This window comes from Streptomyces aquilus (assembly GCF_003955715.1).
Classification (GTDB): Bacteria; Actinomycetota; Actinomycetes; order Streptomycetales; family Streptomycetaceae; genus Streptomyces; species Streptomyces aquilus.
In genome coordinates this window covers 5,923,428-5,938,372 of sequence record NZ_CP034463.1, presented here as the reverse complement: position 1 = coordinate 5,938,372, position 14,945 = coordinate 5,923,428, and the positions used below count along the sequence as shown (strand labels likewise).

The following is a 14,945-nucleotide window of genomic DNA, read 5'->3' as shown; positions in this document are numbered from 1 at the left end:
CGGGGGGTGAGCCCGAGGTTCGGTCACTCAGAGTGTGTAGATGGTGACAGAACCGGGCCGTTCCCCGAGCATTGCACGCCTACCCAGGGCTCACGGTCCCTCGGACGGGTGATTGGAGGGGCGTTCGCCTGCCGTCGGCCGGTTTTCTTTCACGACCTTTCCGCCCGGTTCACGACTCGGTCCCGGAGTTCCCCGAATCCGCCTTGCGGTGCACCCGCGCGATCCAGTCCGCCGGTTTGGCGATCTCCGTCTTCGTCGGGAGCGTGTTGGGGGAGGTCCACACGCGGTTGAAGCCGTCCATGCCGACCTCGTTGACGACGGCCCGCACGAAGCGTTCGCCGTCGCGGTACTGGCGGAGTTTGGCGTCCAGGCCGAGCAGTTTGCGCAGGGCCATGTCGAGCCGGGAGGCGCCCTTGGCCCGCCGCTGCTGGAACTTCTCGCGGATCTCCTGGACGCTCGGCACGACGTCCGGGCCCACGCCGTCCATCACGAAGTCGGCGTGGCCCTCCAGAAGGGACATCACCGCGGTGAGGCGGCCGAGGATCTCGCGCTGGGCCGGGGTCTGCACGATCTCGACGAGCGAGCGCCCGCCGTCGTCCTCCTCGCCCTCGGGACGCCCGCCGGCGAGCGACTGGGCGGCCTCCCGGATGCGTTCCAGGACGGTCATGGGGTCGACCTCGGTCTCCCCCAAGAACGACTGGATTTCGCCCTCCAGGTGGTCCCGCAGCCAGGGCACCGCGGTGAACTGCGTGCGGTGGGTCTCCTCGTGCAGGCACACCCACAGGCGGAAGTCGTGGGGCTGTACGTCGAGTTCGCGCTCCACCTGCACGATGTTCGGCGCGACCAGCAGCAGCCGTCCGCCGCCGTTCTCCCCGGCCGGGAGTTCGCGGGTGGCCGGGGCGAAGGTCTCGTACTGGCCGAGGACGCGGGAGGCCAGGAAGGACAGCAGCATGCCGAGTTCGACGCCGGTGACCTTGCCGCCGACGGCGCCGAGGACCGCGCCGCCCGGGGTGTTGCCACGCCGTTCCTGCATCTTGTCGAGGAGGGGTTTGAGGATCTCCCGGAAGCCGGCGACGTTGGCCCGGACCCAGCCGGGGCGGTCGACGACGAGGACCGGGGTGTCGTGGATCTCCTCGGTGGCCATCCGGGTGAAGCCGCGGACGTGTCCCTCCGACGCCTTGGCGTGCCGGCGCAGCTCGGCGACGACGGCCCGGGCCTCGTCACGGCTCACCTCCGGCCCCGGCCGCACGAGCCGGGTCGCGGTCGCCACCGCGAGGTTCCAGTCGACCATCTGAGAAGAAGCAGCACCGCCGATGCTCGTCATGCGTCAACCGTACGTGAGCGTCCGCGCTGGGGGCAGGCCGCGACGGCGTCGGCTCCCTGGCGGCCCGTCAGCCGCAGCCGCACGCCGCGAGCGCCGTCGCCGCCCTGTCCAGGGCCGCCTGGGCGGCGTCCTTGTTCGCCGTGTTCGACGCCAGGAACGCGAAGGCGAGGAGGCGGCCGTCCTGGTCGACGACCGTGCCCGCCAGCGTGTTCACGCCGGTGAGGGTGCCGGTTTTGGCGCGTACGACGCCGGCGGCGCCGTCGGGCGTGTAGCGGGTGGTCAGCGTGCCCGTGAAGCCGGCCACGGGGAGGCCGGTGAGGACCGACCGGAGTTCGGGGTGGTCCGGGTCGCCCGCCTTCGCGAGGAGGGCGGTCAGGAGGTCGGCGGTGAGCCTGTCGTCGCGGTTCAGCCCGCTGCCGTCCTTGAAGGAGACGCCGGCCACCGGGAGTTGGAGCTTCTTCAGCTGCGCCCGGATGGCCTTGCCGCCGCCTTCGAAGTCGGCGCGCGTCTTCGTCGCCACCGCCGTCTGGCGGGCCAGGGCCTCGGCGATGTCGTTGTCGCTGTTGGTCAGCATGCGCTCGACCAGGGTGGACAGCGGCGGCGAGGAGACCTCCGCCAGCGTCTCGGCGCGGTCCGTCGCCTTGGAGGGGCCCGGGGACGTCGTCTCGACGCCCTCGTCCGCCAGGAAGGCGGCGAACTTGCGGGCCGCGTCGTCGGCCGGGTCCGGCGCCCGGACGGCCGTGCCGCTCGTGGAGTCGTCCGTCCGGGCCTCGTCGGCCATCAGGGCGCTGACCAGGGCGAGGTTGGCGTCGACGCCGATGGGGTGCAGGGCGGAACCGGCGTACAGGGTGGTGTCGTACGACAGCGTGACCTTGCGGACGCCGTCCTTCTTCAGGGCCTTCGCCGTCTTCGCGGCCAGGTCGCGCAGGCTCGCCCAGCCTTCGGCGTCCTTGCGGGCGGTGAGGGTGGGGTCGCCGCCGCCGACCAGGACCAGTTCGTGGGTGCCGGGTTCCAGGGCCGTGCGGGTGGTGAGGCGGTGGTCGGGGCCCATCGCCGACAGGGCGGCGACCGCGGTGGCGATCTTGGTGGTGGAGGCGGGGGTGAGCGCGGTGTCGGCCCCGACGCCGTACAGATGCTTGCCGGTGGCCACGTCGACGACCGCGGCCGTACGGCGGCTGCCGAGCGCCCCGTCCTTCAGGAGCGGCCCCAGGACGGCGGAGAGGGCCTCGCCGCTCGGCGCGGACTTCACGGTGTTCGTGGCGCCGCCGAGGCCCGCGAGGACCGAGGAGGCGCTCGGGGCGGGCTCGGGAGCCGCTCCCGTCGTACCGGAACCACGGTCGTGATCTGCGCCACCCGTGTGCTCCAGGGCGACCGCCCGGTCCCGCTCGGCCGTACGCTGACCGGTGGAGTCCCAGGGGCCCGCCGCGGTCACCACCACGGCCGTCAGAGCCAGGCCGGCGGTGGCGGCGCCCGCGGTGTACTGCCAGGTCCTCACCGTCGTCAGACGCTTGACCTGCGGTTTCACCGCGTTCGCGGCGCGTGCCAGCTGGGGGCGTGCGGCTGCCAGACGGGGGCGTACGGCGTTCGCGAGCCGCGTCACATGCGGTCTCGCGGCCCGCCAAGGCCTCAGTTCAGGCACGACCACCAGCCCCTTTCGCGATCACACACCTGCGTGAGGGACACTTAACCACCAGAACTATGTGCTGATCATGGAGGAGCCACCGGTGGAGTTCGACGTCACGATCGAGATCCCGAAGGGTTCGCGGAACAAGTACGAGGTGGACCACGAGACCGGTCGGATCCGCCTGGACCGTCGACTCTTCACCTCGACCGCCTACCCGACCGACTACGGATTCGTCGAGAACACCCTCGGCGAGGACGGCGACCCGCTGGACGCGCTGGTCATTCTTGACGAGCCGACCTTCCCGGGTTGCCTCATCAAGTGCCGCGCGATCGGCATGTTCCGCATGACGGACGAGGCCGGCGGCGACGACAAGCTGCTGTGCGTCCCGGCGACGGACCCGCGCGTGGAGCACCTGCGTGACATCCACCACGTGTCGGAGTTCGACCGCCTGGAGATCCAGCACTTCTTCGAGGTCTACAAGGACCTGGAGCCCGGCAAGTCCGTCGAGGGCGCCAACTGGGTCGGCCGCGTCGACGCCGAGACCGAGATCGAGCGGTCCTACAAGCGCTTCAAGGAGTCCGGCGGCCACTGAGCCCCCTGATGTCCACGGGCCGCACGCGCACGCGTGCGGCCCGTTCGCGTATCCGCTCACCTGCGGGGAACGTGTCTGTGCGCATACTGAGGCGACGGATGGTGCTACAGGGAGCGATAGGCAAGTGACGTCGGCGGAGGACCGCAAGCCGCAGTCGGACGAGGCGAGGAGCGTCTACGACCCCGAGATCACGTCCGAGTTCGCCATTCCCGACGGGCTGGCCGTTCCGAAGACGGCCGGCGGCGAGTCGGAGACGTCCTCGGAGTTCGCCGTACCGGAGGGCCTTCAGGCGCCCGAGGGGCCGGCCACCGAGCCGGAGGGGTCGGCGTTCAGTACGCCGCGCACCTACAGCGCCAAGCACGCCCCGGCCGCGTTCACGCCGCCGACCGGCGTTCCCCTGGTCTCGCTGACCAAGGACGCGCCCTGGCAGGACCGGATGCGCACGATGCTGCGGATGCCGGTGGCCGAGCGGCCCGCGCCGGAGCCGCTGCACAAGGAGGACGAGACCGGGCCGGCCGTCCCGCGCGTGCTCGACCTGACGCTGCGTATCGGGGAGCTGCTGCTCGCGGGTGGTGAGAACGCGGAGGACGTGGAGGCGGCGATGTTCGCCGTCTGCCGCTCGTACGGCCTCGACCGGTGCGAGCCGAACGTCACCTTCACACTGCTGTCGATCTCGTACCAGCCGTCCCTCGTCGAGGACCCCGTGACGGCCTCCCGGACCGTGCGGCGGCGCGGCACCGACTACACCCGGCTCGCGGCCGTCTACCAGCTGGTGGACGACCTCAGCCACCCCGAGACGGCGTTCTCGCTGGAGGAGGCGTACCGGCGGCTCGCCGAGATCCGCCGCAACCGGCACCCGTATCCCGGCTGGGTGCTCACCTCGGCGAGCGGGCTGCTCGCGGGCGCCGCGTCCGTGCTCGTCGGCGGTGACGTCATCGTGTTCGTGGCGGCCGCGCTGGGCGCGATGCTCGGCGACCGGCTGGCGTGGCTGTGCGCGGGGCGCGGGCTGCCGGAGTTCTACCAGTTCACGGTCGCCGCGATGCCGCCGGCGGCGATAGGGGTGGCGCTGACGGTGGCCCACGTGGACGTGAAGGCGTCCGCGGTCATCACCGGTGGGCTGTTCGCGCTGCTGCCGGGGCGGGCGCTGGTGGCGGGCGTGCAGGACGGGCTGACCGGGTTCTACATCACCGCGTCGGCGCGGCTCCTTGAGGTGATGTACCTGTTCGTCGGCATCGTCGTGGGCGTGCTGATCGTCCTGTACTTCGGCGTGCAGCTCGGCGCCGACCTCAACCCCGACGTGGCCCTGATCATCGAGGAGCGGCCGCTGTGGCAGATCGGGGCGTCGATGCTGCTGTCGCTGACGTTCGCGGTGCTGTTGCAGCAGGAACGATCCACCGTGCTGATCGTGACGCTCAACGGGGGTGTCGCGTGGTCGGTGTACGGCGCGCTGCACTACGTCGGCGAGATCTCGCCGGTGGCCTCCACGGCGGTGGCGGCGGGGCTGGTGGGGCTGTTCGGGCAGATGCTGTCGCGGTACCGGTTCGCTTCGGCGCTGCCGTACACGACCGCGGCGATCGGGCCTCTGCTGCCGGGTTCCGCGACGTACTTCGGGCTGTTGTCCATCGCGCGGGACGACGTCGACAAGGGGCTGGTGTCGTTGGCCACGGCCGCGTCTTTGGCCATGGCCATCGCCATCGGGGTCAATCTGGGGTCGGAAATCTCGCGGTTGTTCTTGCGCGTTCCCGGTGGGGCGTCTGCCGCGGGGCGCCGGGCGGCGAAGCGGACGCGGGGCTTCTAGCTAGTAACCCTGGTTGTACGGGTACTGCTGGTTCTGCTGGTTGTCGTAGCCCTGCTGCTGCGGGTACTGCTGGGCGTACGGCTGCTGCGGGGCGTAGTACTGGTCGTCGTAGCCGTACTGCTGCTGTTGGCCCTGGTTGCCGTTGCCGTACTGCTGCTGCTCGTCGTTCGACGGGATGCGGCGCAGCTGTGTCGTCGCGTCGTCCATCGGCGGGGGCTGGTACGCCTGGGGCTCGGGGGCCGGAGGCTGTTCGGCTGCCGCCCGCTTCTTCTTTCCGCGCTCGCGGAGGTACTCGATGATGATCGGGACCACCGACACGAGGACGATGAGGACGAGGATCGCCTCGACGTTCTTGTGGATGACGTCGATCTGACCGAGCCAGTACCCCGCGAGGGTGACGCCGGTTCCCCAGGCGACGCCACCGATGACGTTGTACGTCAGGAAGGTGCGGTACTTCATGCGGCCGGCGCCCGCCACGATGGGGGCGAAGGTGCGGACGATCGGCACGAAGCGGGCCAGGACGATCGCCTTGGGGCCGTACTTCTCCATGAACTCGTGCGCTTTCTCCAGGTTCTCCTGTTTGAAGAGCTTGGAGTTGGGGCGGCTGAAGAGCTTGGGGCCGAAGAACTTGCCGATCATGTAGCCCACTTGGTCGCCGAGGACGGCGGCCAGCACGATCAGGAGGCAGACCAGCCACAGCGGCTGGCTGATGTAGTCGCCCTGCGCCACGAACAGGCCCGCCGTGAACAGCAGGGAGTCGCCCGGCAGGAAGGCGAAGAGACCCGACTCGGCGAAGACGATCAGCAGGATTCCGGGAAGGCTGAACGTCTGGATCAGATAGTCGGGGCTGAGCCACTCGGGGCCTAGCGCGAGCGTGGTCACGGGTCTGTGACTCCTGGTGCTGGGGGACGGGCGGGGGCTGGCTGCCCAAAAGTATCAACGCAGGCCCCGGAGCCCAGGTTCCATGGGGCCGCAGAGGATGCGCTGTGGGCTCTCCGGGAGAAAGCTGTGAGCCATGAGTATCGATGATTTCGGCGGCGGCCAGGGCCCCGAGCCCGATGTGCTCGTGGTGACCACCAACGACGTACCCGGCTTCCGGGTGCAGCGGGTACTGGGGGAGGTCTTCGGGTTGACCGTGCGCTCCCGGCATCTGGGGAGCCAGATCGGCGCGGGCCTGAAGTCGATGATCGGCGGTGAGCTCAAGGGGCTCACCAAGACGCTGGTGCAGACCCGCAACCAGGCCATGGAGCGGCTCGTGGAGCAGGCACGCGCGCGTGGGGCGAACGGTGTGCTGGCGTTCCGCTTCGACGTGACGGAGGCGGCCGACGTCGGCACGGAGGTGTGTGCCTACGGGACCGCCGTGGTCCTGGCCCGGGAGTGAGCCCCGGGCCAGGACGGACTACGAGGTGTGCCGGGCGGCGTTCGCCCTGATCGCGTCCCTCAGGTGCTCGGCCAGGCCGTCGCCCATCGCGTCGTAGAACGCCTTGAAGCGCTCGTCGGATACGTACATGTCGCCGAAGCACAGGTGCATCTCGTAGGGGACCTCGAAGTAGTACCGGCTGATGTGCTGCCGGTGTTCCTCGGCGAGGTCCATGGCCGCCTCGGCGGACGGCTGCTCGCCGGCCGTCACCAGGGCGGCGTAGCGCCGGCCCCAGTCGTCGACCTCGGCCTGGATGCGCTTCCAGTCCTCCTTGGTGTACGTCGCGGCGCGGCGCTGGGACTCGGCGTACGCCTCGGTGCCGCCCCAGCGCTGTTCCGCCTCCTCGGCGTACTGCTCCGGATCCTTGTCGCCGAAGACCTCGAAACGTTCCTCCGGCGTGAGGTTGATGCCCATCTTGCGTGCCTCCATGGCCTGCTCCACGGCCGCCGCCATCTTCCGCAGCTTCTCGATCCGGGCGGTCAGCAGCTCGTGCTGGCGGCGCAGGTGGACGCGCGGGTCCGTGGCCGGATCGTCGAGGAGGGCGGCGACCTCGTCGAGCGGGAAGCCGAGCTCCCGGTAGAACAGGATCTGCTGCAACCGGTCGAGGTCGGCGTCGCTGTAGCGCCGGTGGCCCGCACGGCTGCGCTCGCTGGGTGCGAGCAGGCCGATGTCGTCGTAGTGGTGCAGCGTGCGCACCGTCACTCCGGCGAAACCGGCGACCTGTCCCACGGAGTAGCTCACTTCGTCCGCTCCTTCCCTTCTCGGTACGGCGTCCACGGTGCGTCCTCACGCCACGTGAGGTGCAAGCCCCGGGGTCGACTCCGGATGTGGTGCCCGTTTTGCCCGTTTATCGTGAGCCCGTGGCCCAGGACACCGCGCAGCAGGCACCCGCAGCTCCGGCGACCCCGGCCCGTGCGCTGCTGCCCCTGATCCTCCCCGCTCTCGTGGTGGGCGTCGGCGCGAGCCTGATCCTCCTCGGGGTGAGCGCGGCGGCCGAGGCGTTGCAGGACGTGCTGTGGCAGAACCTGCCCGACGCGCTGGGCGTGGGCCGGTACTCGGTGCTCTGGATGCTCGTCATGCTCACCGCGACCGGCGTGGCCGTCGGCCTGGTGGTGTGGAAGGTGCCGGGGCATGCCGGGCCCGACCCGGCCACCATGGGCCTGGACGCCCCCGTGCTGCCGCCCGTCGTGCTGCCGGGGCTGGTCCTCGCGACCGCGCTGATGCTGGCCGGCGGGCCGAGCCTCGGCCCCGAGAACCCGATCATCGCCGTGAACGTCGCGATCGTCTTCTGGCTCGGCCGGCGGTTCCTGCCCCGGGCGCCGGGCGGGCTGTGGCCGGTGCTGGCGGAGGCGGCGACGATCGGCGCGCTGTTCGGTACGCCGGTGGCGGCGGCCCTGGTCATCTCCGAGGCACTGGCCGGACGGCAGGTCACGGGCGCGCTGTGGGACAACGTCTTCGCGCCCCTGATGGCCGCCGCCGCGGGCGCCCTGACGACCACCCTGGTGGCCCATCCGTCCTTCGATCTCCATCTACCCGCGTTCGGGCGGCCCGGCTGGGGCGATCTGCTGGCGGCGCTGGTGATCGCGTCCGCGGCGGCCGTGTTCGGCATGTGTGCCGTGCGCGCCTTCCCGTACGTCCACGGCGCGTTCTCCCGGCTGCGGCACCCGATGCTGATGCTGCCCGTCGGCGGCCTCGTCCTGGGCCTGCTCGCGGCCGTGGGCGGCCATCTCACGCTCTTCAAGGGGCTGGAGGAGGTCGGGGAGATCGCCGCCGACCCGGACGGCTGGTCGGCCGGGGAGTTCGCCACGATGACCGCGGTGAAACTGGCCGCGCTGCTCGTCGCCGCGTCCTGCGGCTTCCGCGGCGGGCGGATCTTCCCGGCGGTGTTCGTCGGCGCCGCCTTCGGCCTGTGCGCCCACGCCCTGGTGTCGGGCGTCCACCCCTCCGTCGGTGTCGCCGCGGGTGTGCTGGGCATGCTCCTCGCCATCACCCGGCAGGGCTGGGTGAGCCTGTTCACCGCCGCCGTCCTGGTGTCCTCGCCGGCGATCATCGCCTTGCTCTGCTTCGCCTCGCTGCCGGCCTGGCTGCTGGTGACCGGGCGGCCCCAGATGCAGTTGCGCGACGACGGAACCCCGGTCCGCTGAACCCACTTCGAGGAGTCCATCGATGCCGCTCCACCAAGGTCCCGAGAAGCGCGACGAGCGCCCGATGTCCGTCAACCCCTTCTACGGGGAGGCCAATCCGGTCGGCGGCATGACCGAGGCGCCGCCCAAGCACCGGCTGCCGGACACCCCGCTGCCGCCGATGACGGCGTACCAGCTGGTGCACGACGAGCTGATGCTGGACGGCAATTCGCGCCTCAACCTGGCCACCTTCGTCACCACCTGGATGGAGCCGCAGGCCGGCGTCCTGATGGCGGAGTGCCGGGACAAGAACATGATCGACAAGGACGAGTACCCGCGCACCGCCGAGCTGGAGCGGCGCTGCGTGGCGATGCTCGCCGACCTGTGGAACGCACCCGATCCGGCCGCCGCCGTGGGCTGTTCGACGACCGGATCGAGCGAGGCGTGCATGCTCGCCGGTATGGCGCTGAAGCGGCGCTGGAGCAAGCGGAACCCGAAGCCGGGCGCCCGCCCCAATCTGGTCATGGGCATCAACGTCCAGGTCTGCTGGGACAAGTTCTGCAACTTCTGGGAGGTGGAACCCCGGCTGATCCCGATGGAGGGCGACCGCTTCCATCTCGATCCGCAGGCCGCCGCCGCAATGTGCGACGAGAACACCATCGGGGTCGTCGCGATCCTCGGCTCCACCTTCGACGGCTCCTACGAGCCCGTCGCCGACCTGTGCGCCGCCCTGGACGCGTTGCAGGAGCGCACCGGCCTCGACATCCCGGTGCACGTCGACGGGGCGTCCGGCGGCATGGTCGCGCCCTTCCTCGACCCGGACCTGGCCTGGGACTTCCGGCTGCCGCGCGTCGCCTCCATCAACACCTCGGGGCACAAGTACGGCCTCGTCTACCCGGGCGTCGGCTGGGCGCTGTGGCGCGACCAGGACGCCCTGCCCGAGGAGCTGGTCTTCCGCGTCAACTACCTGGGCGGCGACATGCCGACCTTCGCGCTCAACTTCTCCCGGCCCGGCGCGCAGGTCGTCGCGCAGTACTACACGTTCCTGCGGCTGGGCCGCGAGGGCTACCGGGCCGTGCAGCAGACCACCCGGGACGTCGCCGGGCGCCTCGCCGAACGCATCGAGGCCCTCGGCGACTTCCGCCTCCTCACCCGGGGCGACCAGCTGCCGGTGTTCGCCTTCACCACCGGGCACGACGTGACGGCGTACGACGTCTTCGACGTGTCCCGGCGGCTGCGCGAGAGCGGCTGGCTGGTGCCGGCGTACACCTTCCCGCCCCACCGCGAGGACCTGAGCGTCCTGCGTGTCGTCTGCCGCAACGGCTTCTCCGCCGACCTGGCCGAGCTGTTCGTGGACGACCTGCGGCGGCTGCTGCCCGAACTGCGCCGCCAGTCGCACCCGTTGACCCAGGACAAGGGCGCGGCGACGGGCTTCCACCACTGAGGACGGCTACCTGCCGAGCCCCGCGAACCGCCGTACCGCCAGCGGGAAGAAGACCGCCAGCAGCGCCAGCGGCCAGGCCACGGCCGCCCACACGTGGTCCGTGCCGAGGCCGCCGAACAGGTCCCGTACGGCTGTCGCCGTGCGGGACATCGGGTTCCACTGGACCACCGTGCCGAGCCAGTCCGGCATGGAGGCGGGCGTGGCGAGCGCGTTGGACAGGAAGCCGACCGGCCAGACCAGGATCTGCACGGCCTGCACCATCTCGGGCTTCCCGGCCACCAGCGCCAGGAAGATGCCGATCCACAGCATGGCGAAGCGGAGGAGCAGCAGCAGTCCGAGGGCGCCCACGAACGCCCCCGGGCCGCCGCCCGGCCGCCAGCCGAGCGCGAACCCGACACCGACGAGGACCCCGAGCCCCACCGTCGACTGGAGCATGTCCGCCACCGAACGCCCCACCAGTACCGCCCCGTTGGCCATGGGCAGCGAGCGGAAGCGGTCGATGACGCCCTTGTCGAGATCCTGGGTGACGGCGATCATCGTGCCCTCCAGGCCGAAGGCCATGGTGAGCGCGAGCATCCCGGGGACCAGATAGTCGACGTACTCCCCCTCGACACCCCGCCCGCCGCCGATGAGGTAGCCGAACATCAGCAGCAGCATCACCGGGAAGACCAGGCCGACGACGACCCGTACCGGCTGCCGTGCCCAGTGGGCGAGTTCGCGCCGGGTCATGGTCCAGGAGTCGGTCAGCGCGTACGTGGTCACGCGGCTCCCTCCGTGAGGTGCAGGAACGCCTCGTCCAGCGTCGGCCGGCGCAGCACCACGTCCTCCGCCTCGACACCCGCGTCCTGAAGCGCCCGTACGACCCCGGCGAGCGCCGCCATCCGGTCGGTGACCGGGGCGCTGAGCAACCGGCGGTCGGGGTCGACGGAGACCCCGGCCGGGTCGACGGGCAGCAGCGCGACCGCCGCCCCCAGTTGCCCCGCGTCGCGCAGCACGACGTCGATGCGGTCGCCGCCGGTCGCCTTCTTCAGCTCCTCCGGTGTGCCGTCCGCGACGACCCGGCCGGCGTCCACAACGGAGACGCGGTCGGCGAGCTGGTCGGCCTCCTCCAGGTACTGCGTGGTGAGCAGGACCGTCGTACCGCCGCCGACCAGGGAGCGGACCGACGCCCACACCTCGGCGCGGCCGCGGGGGTCGAGGCCGGTGGTGGGCTCGTCCAGGAAGAGCACCTCCGGTTCGGTGATCAGGGAGGCCGCGAGGTCCAGGCGGCGGCGCATGCCTCCGCTGTAGTGCCGTACGGCCTTGCGGCCGGTGTCGGTCAGGGCGAACCGCTCCAGGAGTTCGTCGGCACGCGCGCGTGCGCGGCGGGCGCCGAGGTGGTGGAGGCGGCCGAACATCTCCAGGTTCTGCCGGCCGCCGAGCTCCTCGTCGAGCGCCGCGTGCTGGCCGAGCAGGCCGATGCGCAGGCGGACGGCGTAGGCCTGGCGTACGACGTCGTGCCCGGCCACCTCGATGCGGCCGGCGTCCGGGCGCAGCAGGGTGGAGAGGATGCGGACCAGGGTGGTCTTGCCGGCGCCGTTCGGGCCGAGCACTCCGTGCACCGTGCCGCGGGCGACCGTGAGGTCGAGCCCGTCCAGGGCCTGTTTCGCGCCGTACTTCTTGCGTGCTCCGTCGACGGTGATCGCCTCGTCGGTCATGCCGCTCCCTCGTTAGTCAAACTTGACTACCCGATCGAAAGTAACCCGGCGGAGCCCATTGGTCAAACTTGATTAGCCTGCATCCCGCATCAGCTCGCGTCCTCCGGATGCCGCTGGCCCGTCGCGTACGGGTTCTCCTCGCCCTCGGCGAGGACCCCGACGAACGGCTCGCCCTCCCCCGCGAAGGTGTACGCCCCGTCCTCGACGCGCCCGATCAGGCCCTGGATCCAGGCGAGTTCGGCGTCGGCCGTGTGGATCCAGAGGTTCATGATCTCGCCGATGTGACCGAGCTGCTCGGGGCCCTCCTCGGGGACGTAGTGCTCGGTCACGGAGCCGCGCCACTGCTCGATGCGCCGGATGCGCTCCTTGAGCAGGGACACCGCCTCGGCGCGCGGAAGGTCGACCATGAAGCCGATGGCCGCCGACTTCACGTCCATCTTCTGGTCGTACGAGGTCAGCGCCTCGCGCAGCAGCCGCAGGAACTCCTCGGTGCCCGCCTCCGTGATCTCGTACTCGGTACGGGGCGGGCCACCGGCGGTGGACGGCGCGATCTCGTGCGCGTGCAGCAGTCCCTGCTTCGCCATCTGCTTCAGGGCGTGGTAGATCGAGCCGGGCTTGGCGTTGGACCACTCGTGCGCGCCCCAGTACTCCAGGTCGTTGCGCACCTGGTAGCCGTGGGCCCGCCCGTGCTGGCGGACCGCGCCGAGCACGAGGAGACGGATCGCTGACATGGGGCCAGCGTAGGACGCTTGACGTCAGCTCCAGCGGCCTCCCCCGACCCGCTTAGCTCGTGCCCTGCTCTTTCGCCACCAGCTCGAAGGCGGTGGCGCCGTCCAGGGACTCGCGGATGATGTCGGCGTGGCCGGCGTGCCGGGCCATCTCGCGGATCAGGTTGAGCAGCATCCAGCGGACGGAGACCCGGCTGTCCGGCGGGAACCAGGGGTCGTTCGGCAGCGCGAAGGTGTCGTCGAGGCTCGGGACCGAGCGGGCGTACGCCTCCGTCTCGGCGGCGACCTTCTCCCAGTAGGCCAGCTGGGACTCGACCGTCTCGCCGTCCACGAGGGCGAAGCACTCGTGCCAGTTCTCCTCGGTCCGCCGCACCGCCGGCGGCTCACCCTGGGCGCGGGCCACCCAGCCCTGCTCGACCTCGGCCACGTGCTTCAGCAGCCCGGCGAGGGACAGGTCGCTCGCGCTGGGGCGGGAGGACGCCTGCTCGTCCGTGAGCCCCAGCAGCGCCCGCCGGATGGCGCCGCGCTCCGCGGCCAGATAGCCGAGCAGCGCTCCGCGCTCGTCGCCGGGTGCTTCCGCGGGAACGTGGGTGACCATGGCGGCCGCCTTTCATCGAGTGCCTTGCCGACACCGACGAAGCTACGGGCCCTTGCGGTCAGCTTCTGTCCGCAAGGGCCCCGGCGCGCTCAGGAAACGCCTGGAAGCTCAGGAAACGCCTAGAAGGGGAAGCCGCTCCGGCCGTGCTGCACGGAGATCCACTTCAGGGCGGTGAAGGAGTCCAGCATCGTGTCGCCGTTCAGGCGGCCGATGCCCGAGCTCTTCTCGCCGCCGAAGGGCACGATCGGCTCGTCGTGGACGGTGCCGTCGTTGACGTGGAACATGCCGGTGTCGATCTGCTTGGCGAAGTTCACGCCGCGCTCGATGTCGCCGGTGTGGACGGCACCGCTGAGGCCGTACGGGGTGTCGTTGACGATCCGGACCGCCTCTTCCTCGCCGTCGACCGGGATGAGGAAGGCGACCGGGCCGAAGACCTCCTGCCGGAGCAGGGCGGAGTCGGCGGGTACGCCGGTCAGGACCGACGGCGACACCAGGTTCTCGTTGGTCCCGCCGCGCACCAGGGCCGTCGCGCCCTCGGCGAGCGCCTGCTCGACGACGCCCGAGACGGCGTCCGCCTGCGAGGAGTTGATGACCGGGCCGATGACGGTCTGCGGGTCGCGCGGGTCGCCGACCTTGAGGGACTTCACCTTGGCGACGAACTTCTCGGTGAACTCGTCGGCGATCGAGCGGTCGACCAGGACGCGGTTGGCGGCCATGCAGACCTGCCCCTGGTGGACGTACCGGCTGAAGACCGCGGCGTCGACCGCGTAGTCGATGTCGGCGTCGTCGAGGACCACGATGGCGCTGTTGCCGCCGAGTTCGAGGACCGAGCGCTTGAAGTGCGAGGCGCAGACGGTCGCCACATGGCGGCCGACCTTGTCGGAGCCGGTGAAGGAGATGACCTTCGGGACCGGGTGCTCCAGGAAGGCGTCGCCGATCTCCGCGATGTCGGTGATGACGACGTTCAGCAGGCCCTTGGGCAGACCCGCGTCCTCGAAGATCTTCGCGATCAGGGAGCCGCCGGTGATCGGGGTGTTCTGGTGCGGCTTGAGGACCACGCCGTTGCCGAGGGCGAGCGCCGGGGCGACCGACTTGATCGACAGCAGGAACGGGAAGTTGAAGGGGCTGATCACGCCGACGACGCCGACCGGGACGCGGTAGACGCGGTTCTCCTTGCCGTCGACCGGCGAGGGGATGATCCGGCCCTCGGGGCGCAGCGCCAGGTGGATCGCCTCGCGCAGGAACTCCTTGGCGAGGTGCAGCTCGAAGCCGGCCTTCAGATACGTGCCGCCGAGCTCGGCGATGATCACCTCGGTGATCTCCTGCTCGCGCTCCTCGATGAGCCGCAGCGCCTTCTCGAAGACCGCGCGGCGGGCGTACGGGTTGGTCGCGGCCCATTCCTTCTGGGCGCGGGCGGCCGCCCGGTACGCGTCGTCGACCTCGTCGACCGTGGCTATGGTGATCGACGCCAGCTTCTCGCCGTCGTACGGGTTGAAGTCGATGATGTCCCAGGAGCCGGTGCCCGGGCGCCACTCACCGTCGATGTACTGCTGGGCCAGGTCAGTGAAGTACGACGACATGTGATCCCCAAATCACT

General features: G+C 70.8%; 14 protein-coding genes. 5 read left to right on the top strand and 9 right to left on the bottom strand.

All coding sequences use genetic code 11. The features are described from left to right. Nucleotides 1-169: 169 nt before the first annotated feature. Both EJC51_RS27310 and dacB read right to left on the bottom strand, forming a co-directional pair. The gene (locus tag EJC51_RS27310) at nucleotides 170-1,324 is read right to left on the bottom strand and encodes a zinc-dependent metalloprotease (RefSeq protein WP_126273505.1); all 1,155 of its coding nucleotides are present in this window, start codon (nucleotides 1,322-1,324) and stop codon (nucleotides 170-172) included. 67 nt (nucleotides 1,325-1,391) lie between these two features. Next, nucleotides 1,392-2,969 (bottom strand): D-alanyl-D-alanine carboxypeptidase/D-alanyl-D-alanine endopeptidase, encoded by a 1,578-nt coding sequence (gene dacB, locus EJC51_RS27305; RefSeq protein ID WP_126273504.1) that lies wholly within the window; start codon nucleotides 2,967-2,969, stop codon nucleotides 1,392-1,394. A 79-nt stretch (nucleotides 2,970-3,048) separates the two neighbouring features. Between dacB and EJC51_RS27300 the strand changes: the two genes are divergently transcribed. After that, the gene (locus EJC51_RS27300) at nucleotides 3,049-3,540 is read left to right on the top strand and encodes an inorganic diphosphatase (RefSeq protein WP_126273503.1); all 492 of its coding nucleotides are present in this window, start codon (nucleotides 3,049-3,051) and stop codon (nucleotides 3,538-3,540) included. 124 nt (nucleotides 3,541-3,664) lie between these two features. Further along, on the top strand, nucleotides 3,665-5,338 hold the full coding sequence (locus tag EJC51_RS27295; RefSeq protein ID WP_126273502.1) for a threonine/serine exporter family protein: 1,674 nt from the start codon (nucleotides 3,665-3,667) through the stop codon (nucleotides 5,336-5,338). Here the strand turns inward: EJC51_RS27295 and EJC51_RS27290 are convergent, their stop codons facing one another. Beyond that, complete coding sequence (locus tag EJC51_RS27290) at nucleotides 5,339-6,220, bottom strand: DedA family protein (RefSeq protein ID WP_126273501.1); 882 nt, start codon at nucleotides 6,218-6,220, stop codon at nucleotides 5,339-5,341. Between the two features lie 133 nt (nucleotides 6,221-6,353). Here EJC51_RS27290 and EJC51_RS27285 point away from each other — a divergent pair, with 133 nt between their 5' ends. Next, nucleotides 6,354-6,719 (top strand): YbjQ family protein, encoded by a 366-nt coding sequence (locus EJC51_RS27285; protein WP_126273500.1) that lies wholly within the window; start codon nucleotides 6,354-6,356, stop codon nucleotides 6,717-6,719. Between the two features lie 18 nt (nucleotides 6,720-6,737). On the opposite strand, the gene EJC51_RS27280 is transcribed toward EJC51_RS27285, so the two are convergent. Then, entirely contained in the window at nucleotides 6,738-7,499 is a 762-nt protein-coding gene (locus tag EJC51_RS27280; RefSeq protein ID WP_126273499.1) for a MerR family transcriptional regulator, read from the bottom strand. Between the two features lie 119 nt (nucleotides 7,500-7,618). On the opposite strand from EJC51_RS27280, the gene EJC51_RS27275 reads away from it, so the two are divergent. Continuing rightward, on the top strand, nucleotides 7,619-8,902 hold the full coding sequence (locus tag EJC51_RS27275; RefSeq protein ID WP_126273498.1) for an ion channel protein: 1,284 nt from the start codon (nucleotides 7,619-7,621) through the stop codon (nucleotides 8,900-8,902). 22 nt (nucleotides 8,903-8,924) lie between these two features. Beyond that, nucleotides 8,925-10,325 (top strand): glutamate decarboxylase, encoded by a 1,401-nt coding sequence (gene gad / locus EJC51_RS27270; RefSeq protein ID WP_126273497.1) that lies wholly within the window; start codon nucleotides 8,925-8,927, stop codon nucleotides 10,323-10,325. Nucleotides 10,326-10,331: 6 nt separating this feature from the next. On the opposite strand, the gene EJC51_RS27265 is transcribed toward gad, so the two are convergent. The 5 genes from EJC51_RS27265 to EJC51_RS27245 all read right to left on the bottom strand — a co-directional run bounded on the left by EJC51_RS27265 (nucleotide 10,332) and on the right by EJC51_RS27245 (nucleotide 14,928). After that, nucleotides 10,332-11,087, bottom strand: a complete 756-nt coding sequence (locus tag EJC51_RS27265) for an ABC transporter permease (RefSeq protein WP_165951252.1) — start codon at nucleotides 11,085-11,087, stop codon at nucleotides 10,332-10,334. After that, the gene (locus EJC51_RS27260) at nucleotides 11,084-12,022 is read right to left on the bottom strand and encodes an ATP-binding cassette domain-containing protein (protein WP_126273496.1); all 939 of its coding nucleotides are present in this window, start codon (nucleotides 12,020-12,022) and stop codon (nucleotides 11,084-11,086) included. Before EJC51_RS27260 ends, EJC51_RS27265 begins: the two co-directional genes overlap by 4 nt. Before the next feature lie 89 nt (nucleotides 12,023-12,111). Then, nucleotides 12,112-12,753, bottom strand: coding sequence for a PadR family transcriptional regulator (locus EJC51_RS27255; protein WP_126273495.1), 642 nt, complete (start codon nucleotides 12,751-12,753; stop codon nucleotides 12,112-12,114). 52 nt (nucleotides 12,754-12,805) lie between these two features. Then, nucleotides 12,806-13,348 (bottom strand): DinB family protein, encoded by a 543-nt coding sequence (locus tag EJC51_RS27250; RefSeq protein ID WP_126273494.1) that lies wholly within the window; start codon nucleotides 13,346-13,348, stop codon nucleotides 12,806-12,808. A gap of 119 nt (nucleotides 13,349-13,467) precedes the next feature. After that, nucleotides 13,468-14,928, bottom strand: coding sequence for an aldehyde dehydrogenase family protein (locus EJC51_RS27245; protein WP_126273493.1), 1,461 nt, complete (start codon nucleotides 14,926-14,928; stop codon nucleotides 13,468-13,470). Nucleotides 14,929-14,945: the final 17 nt, after the last annotated feature.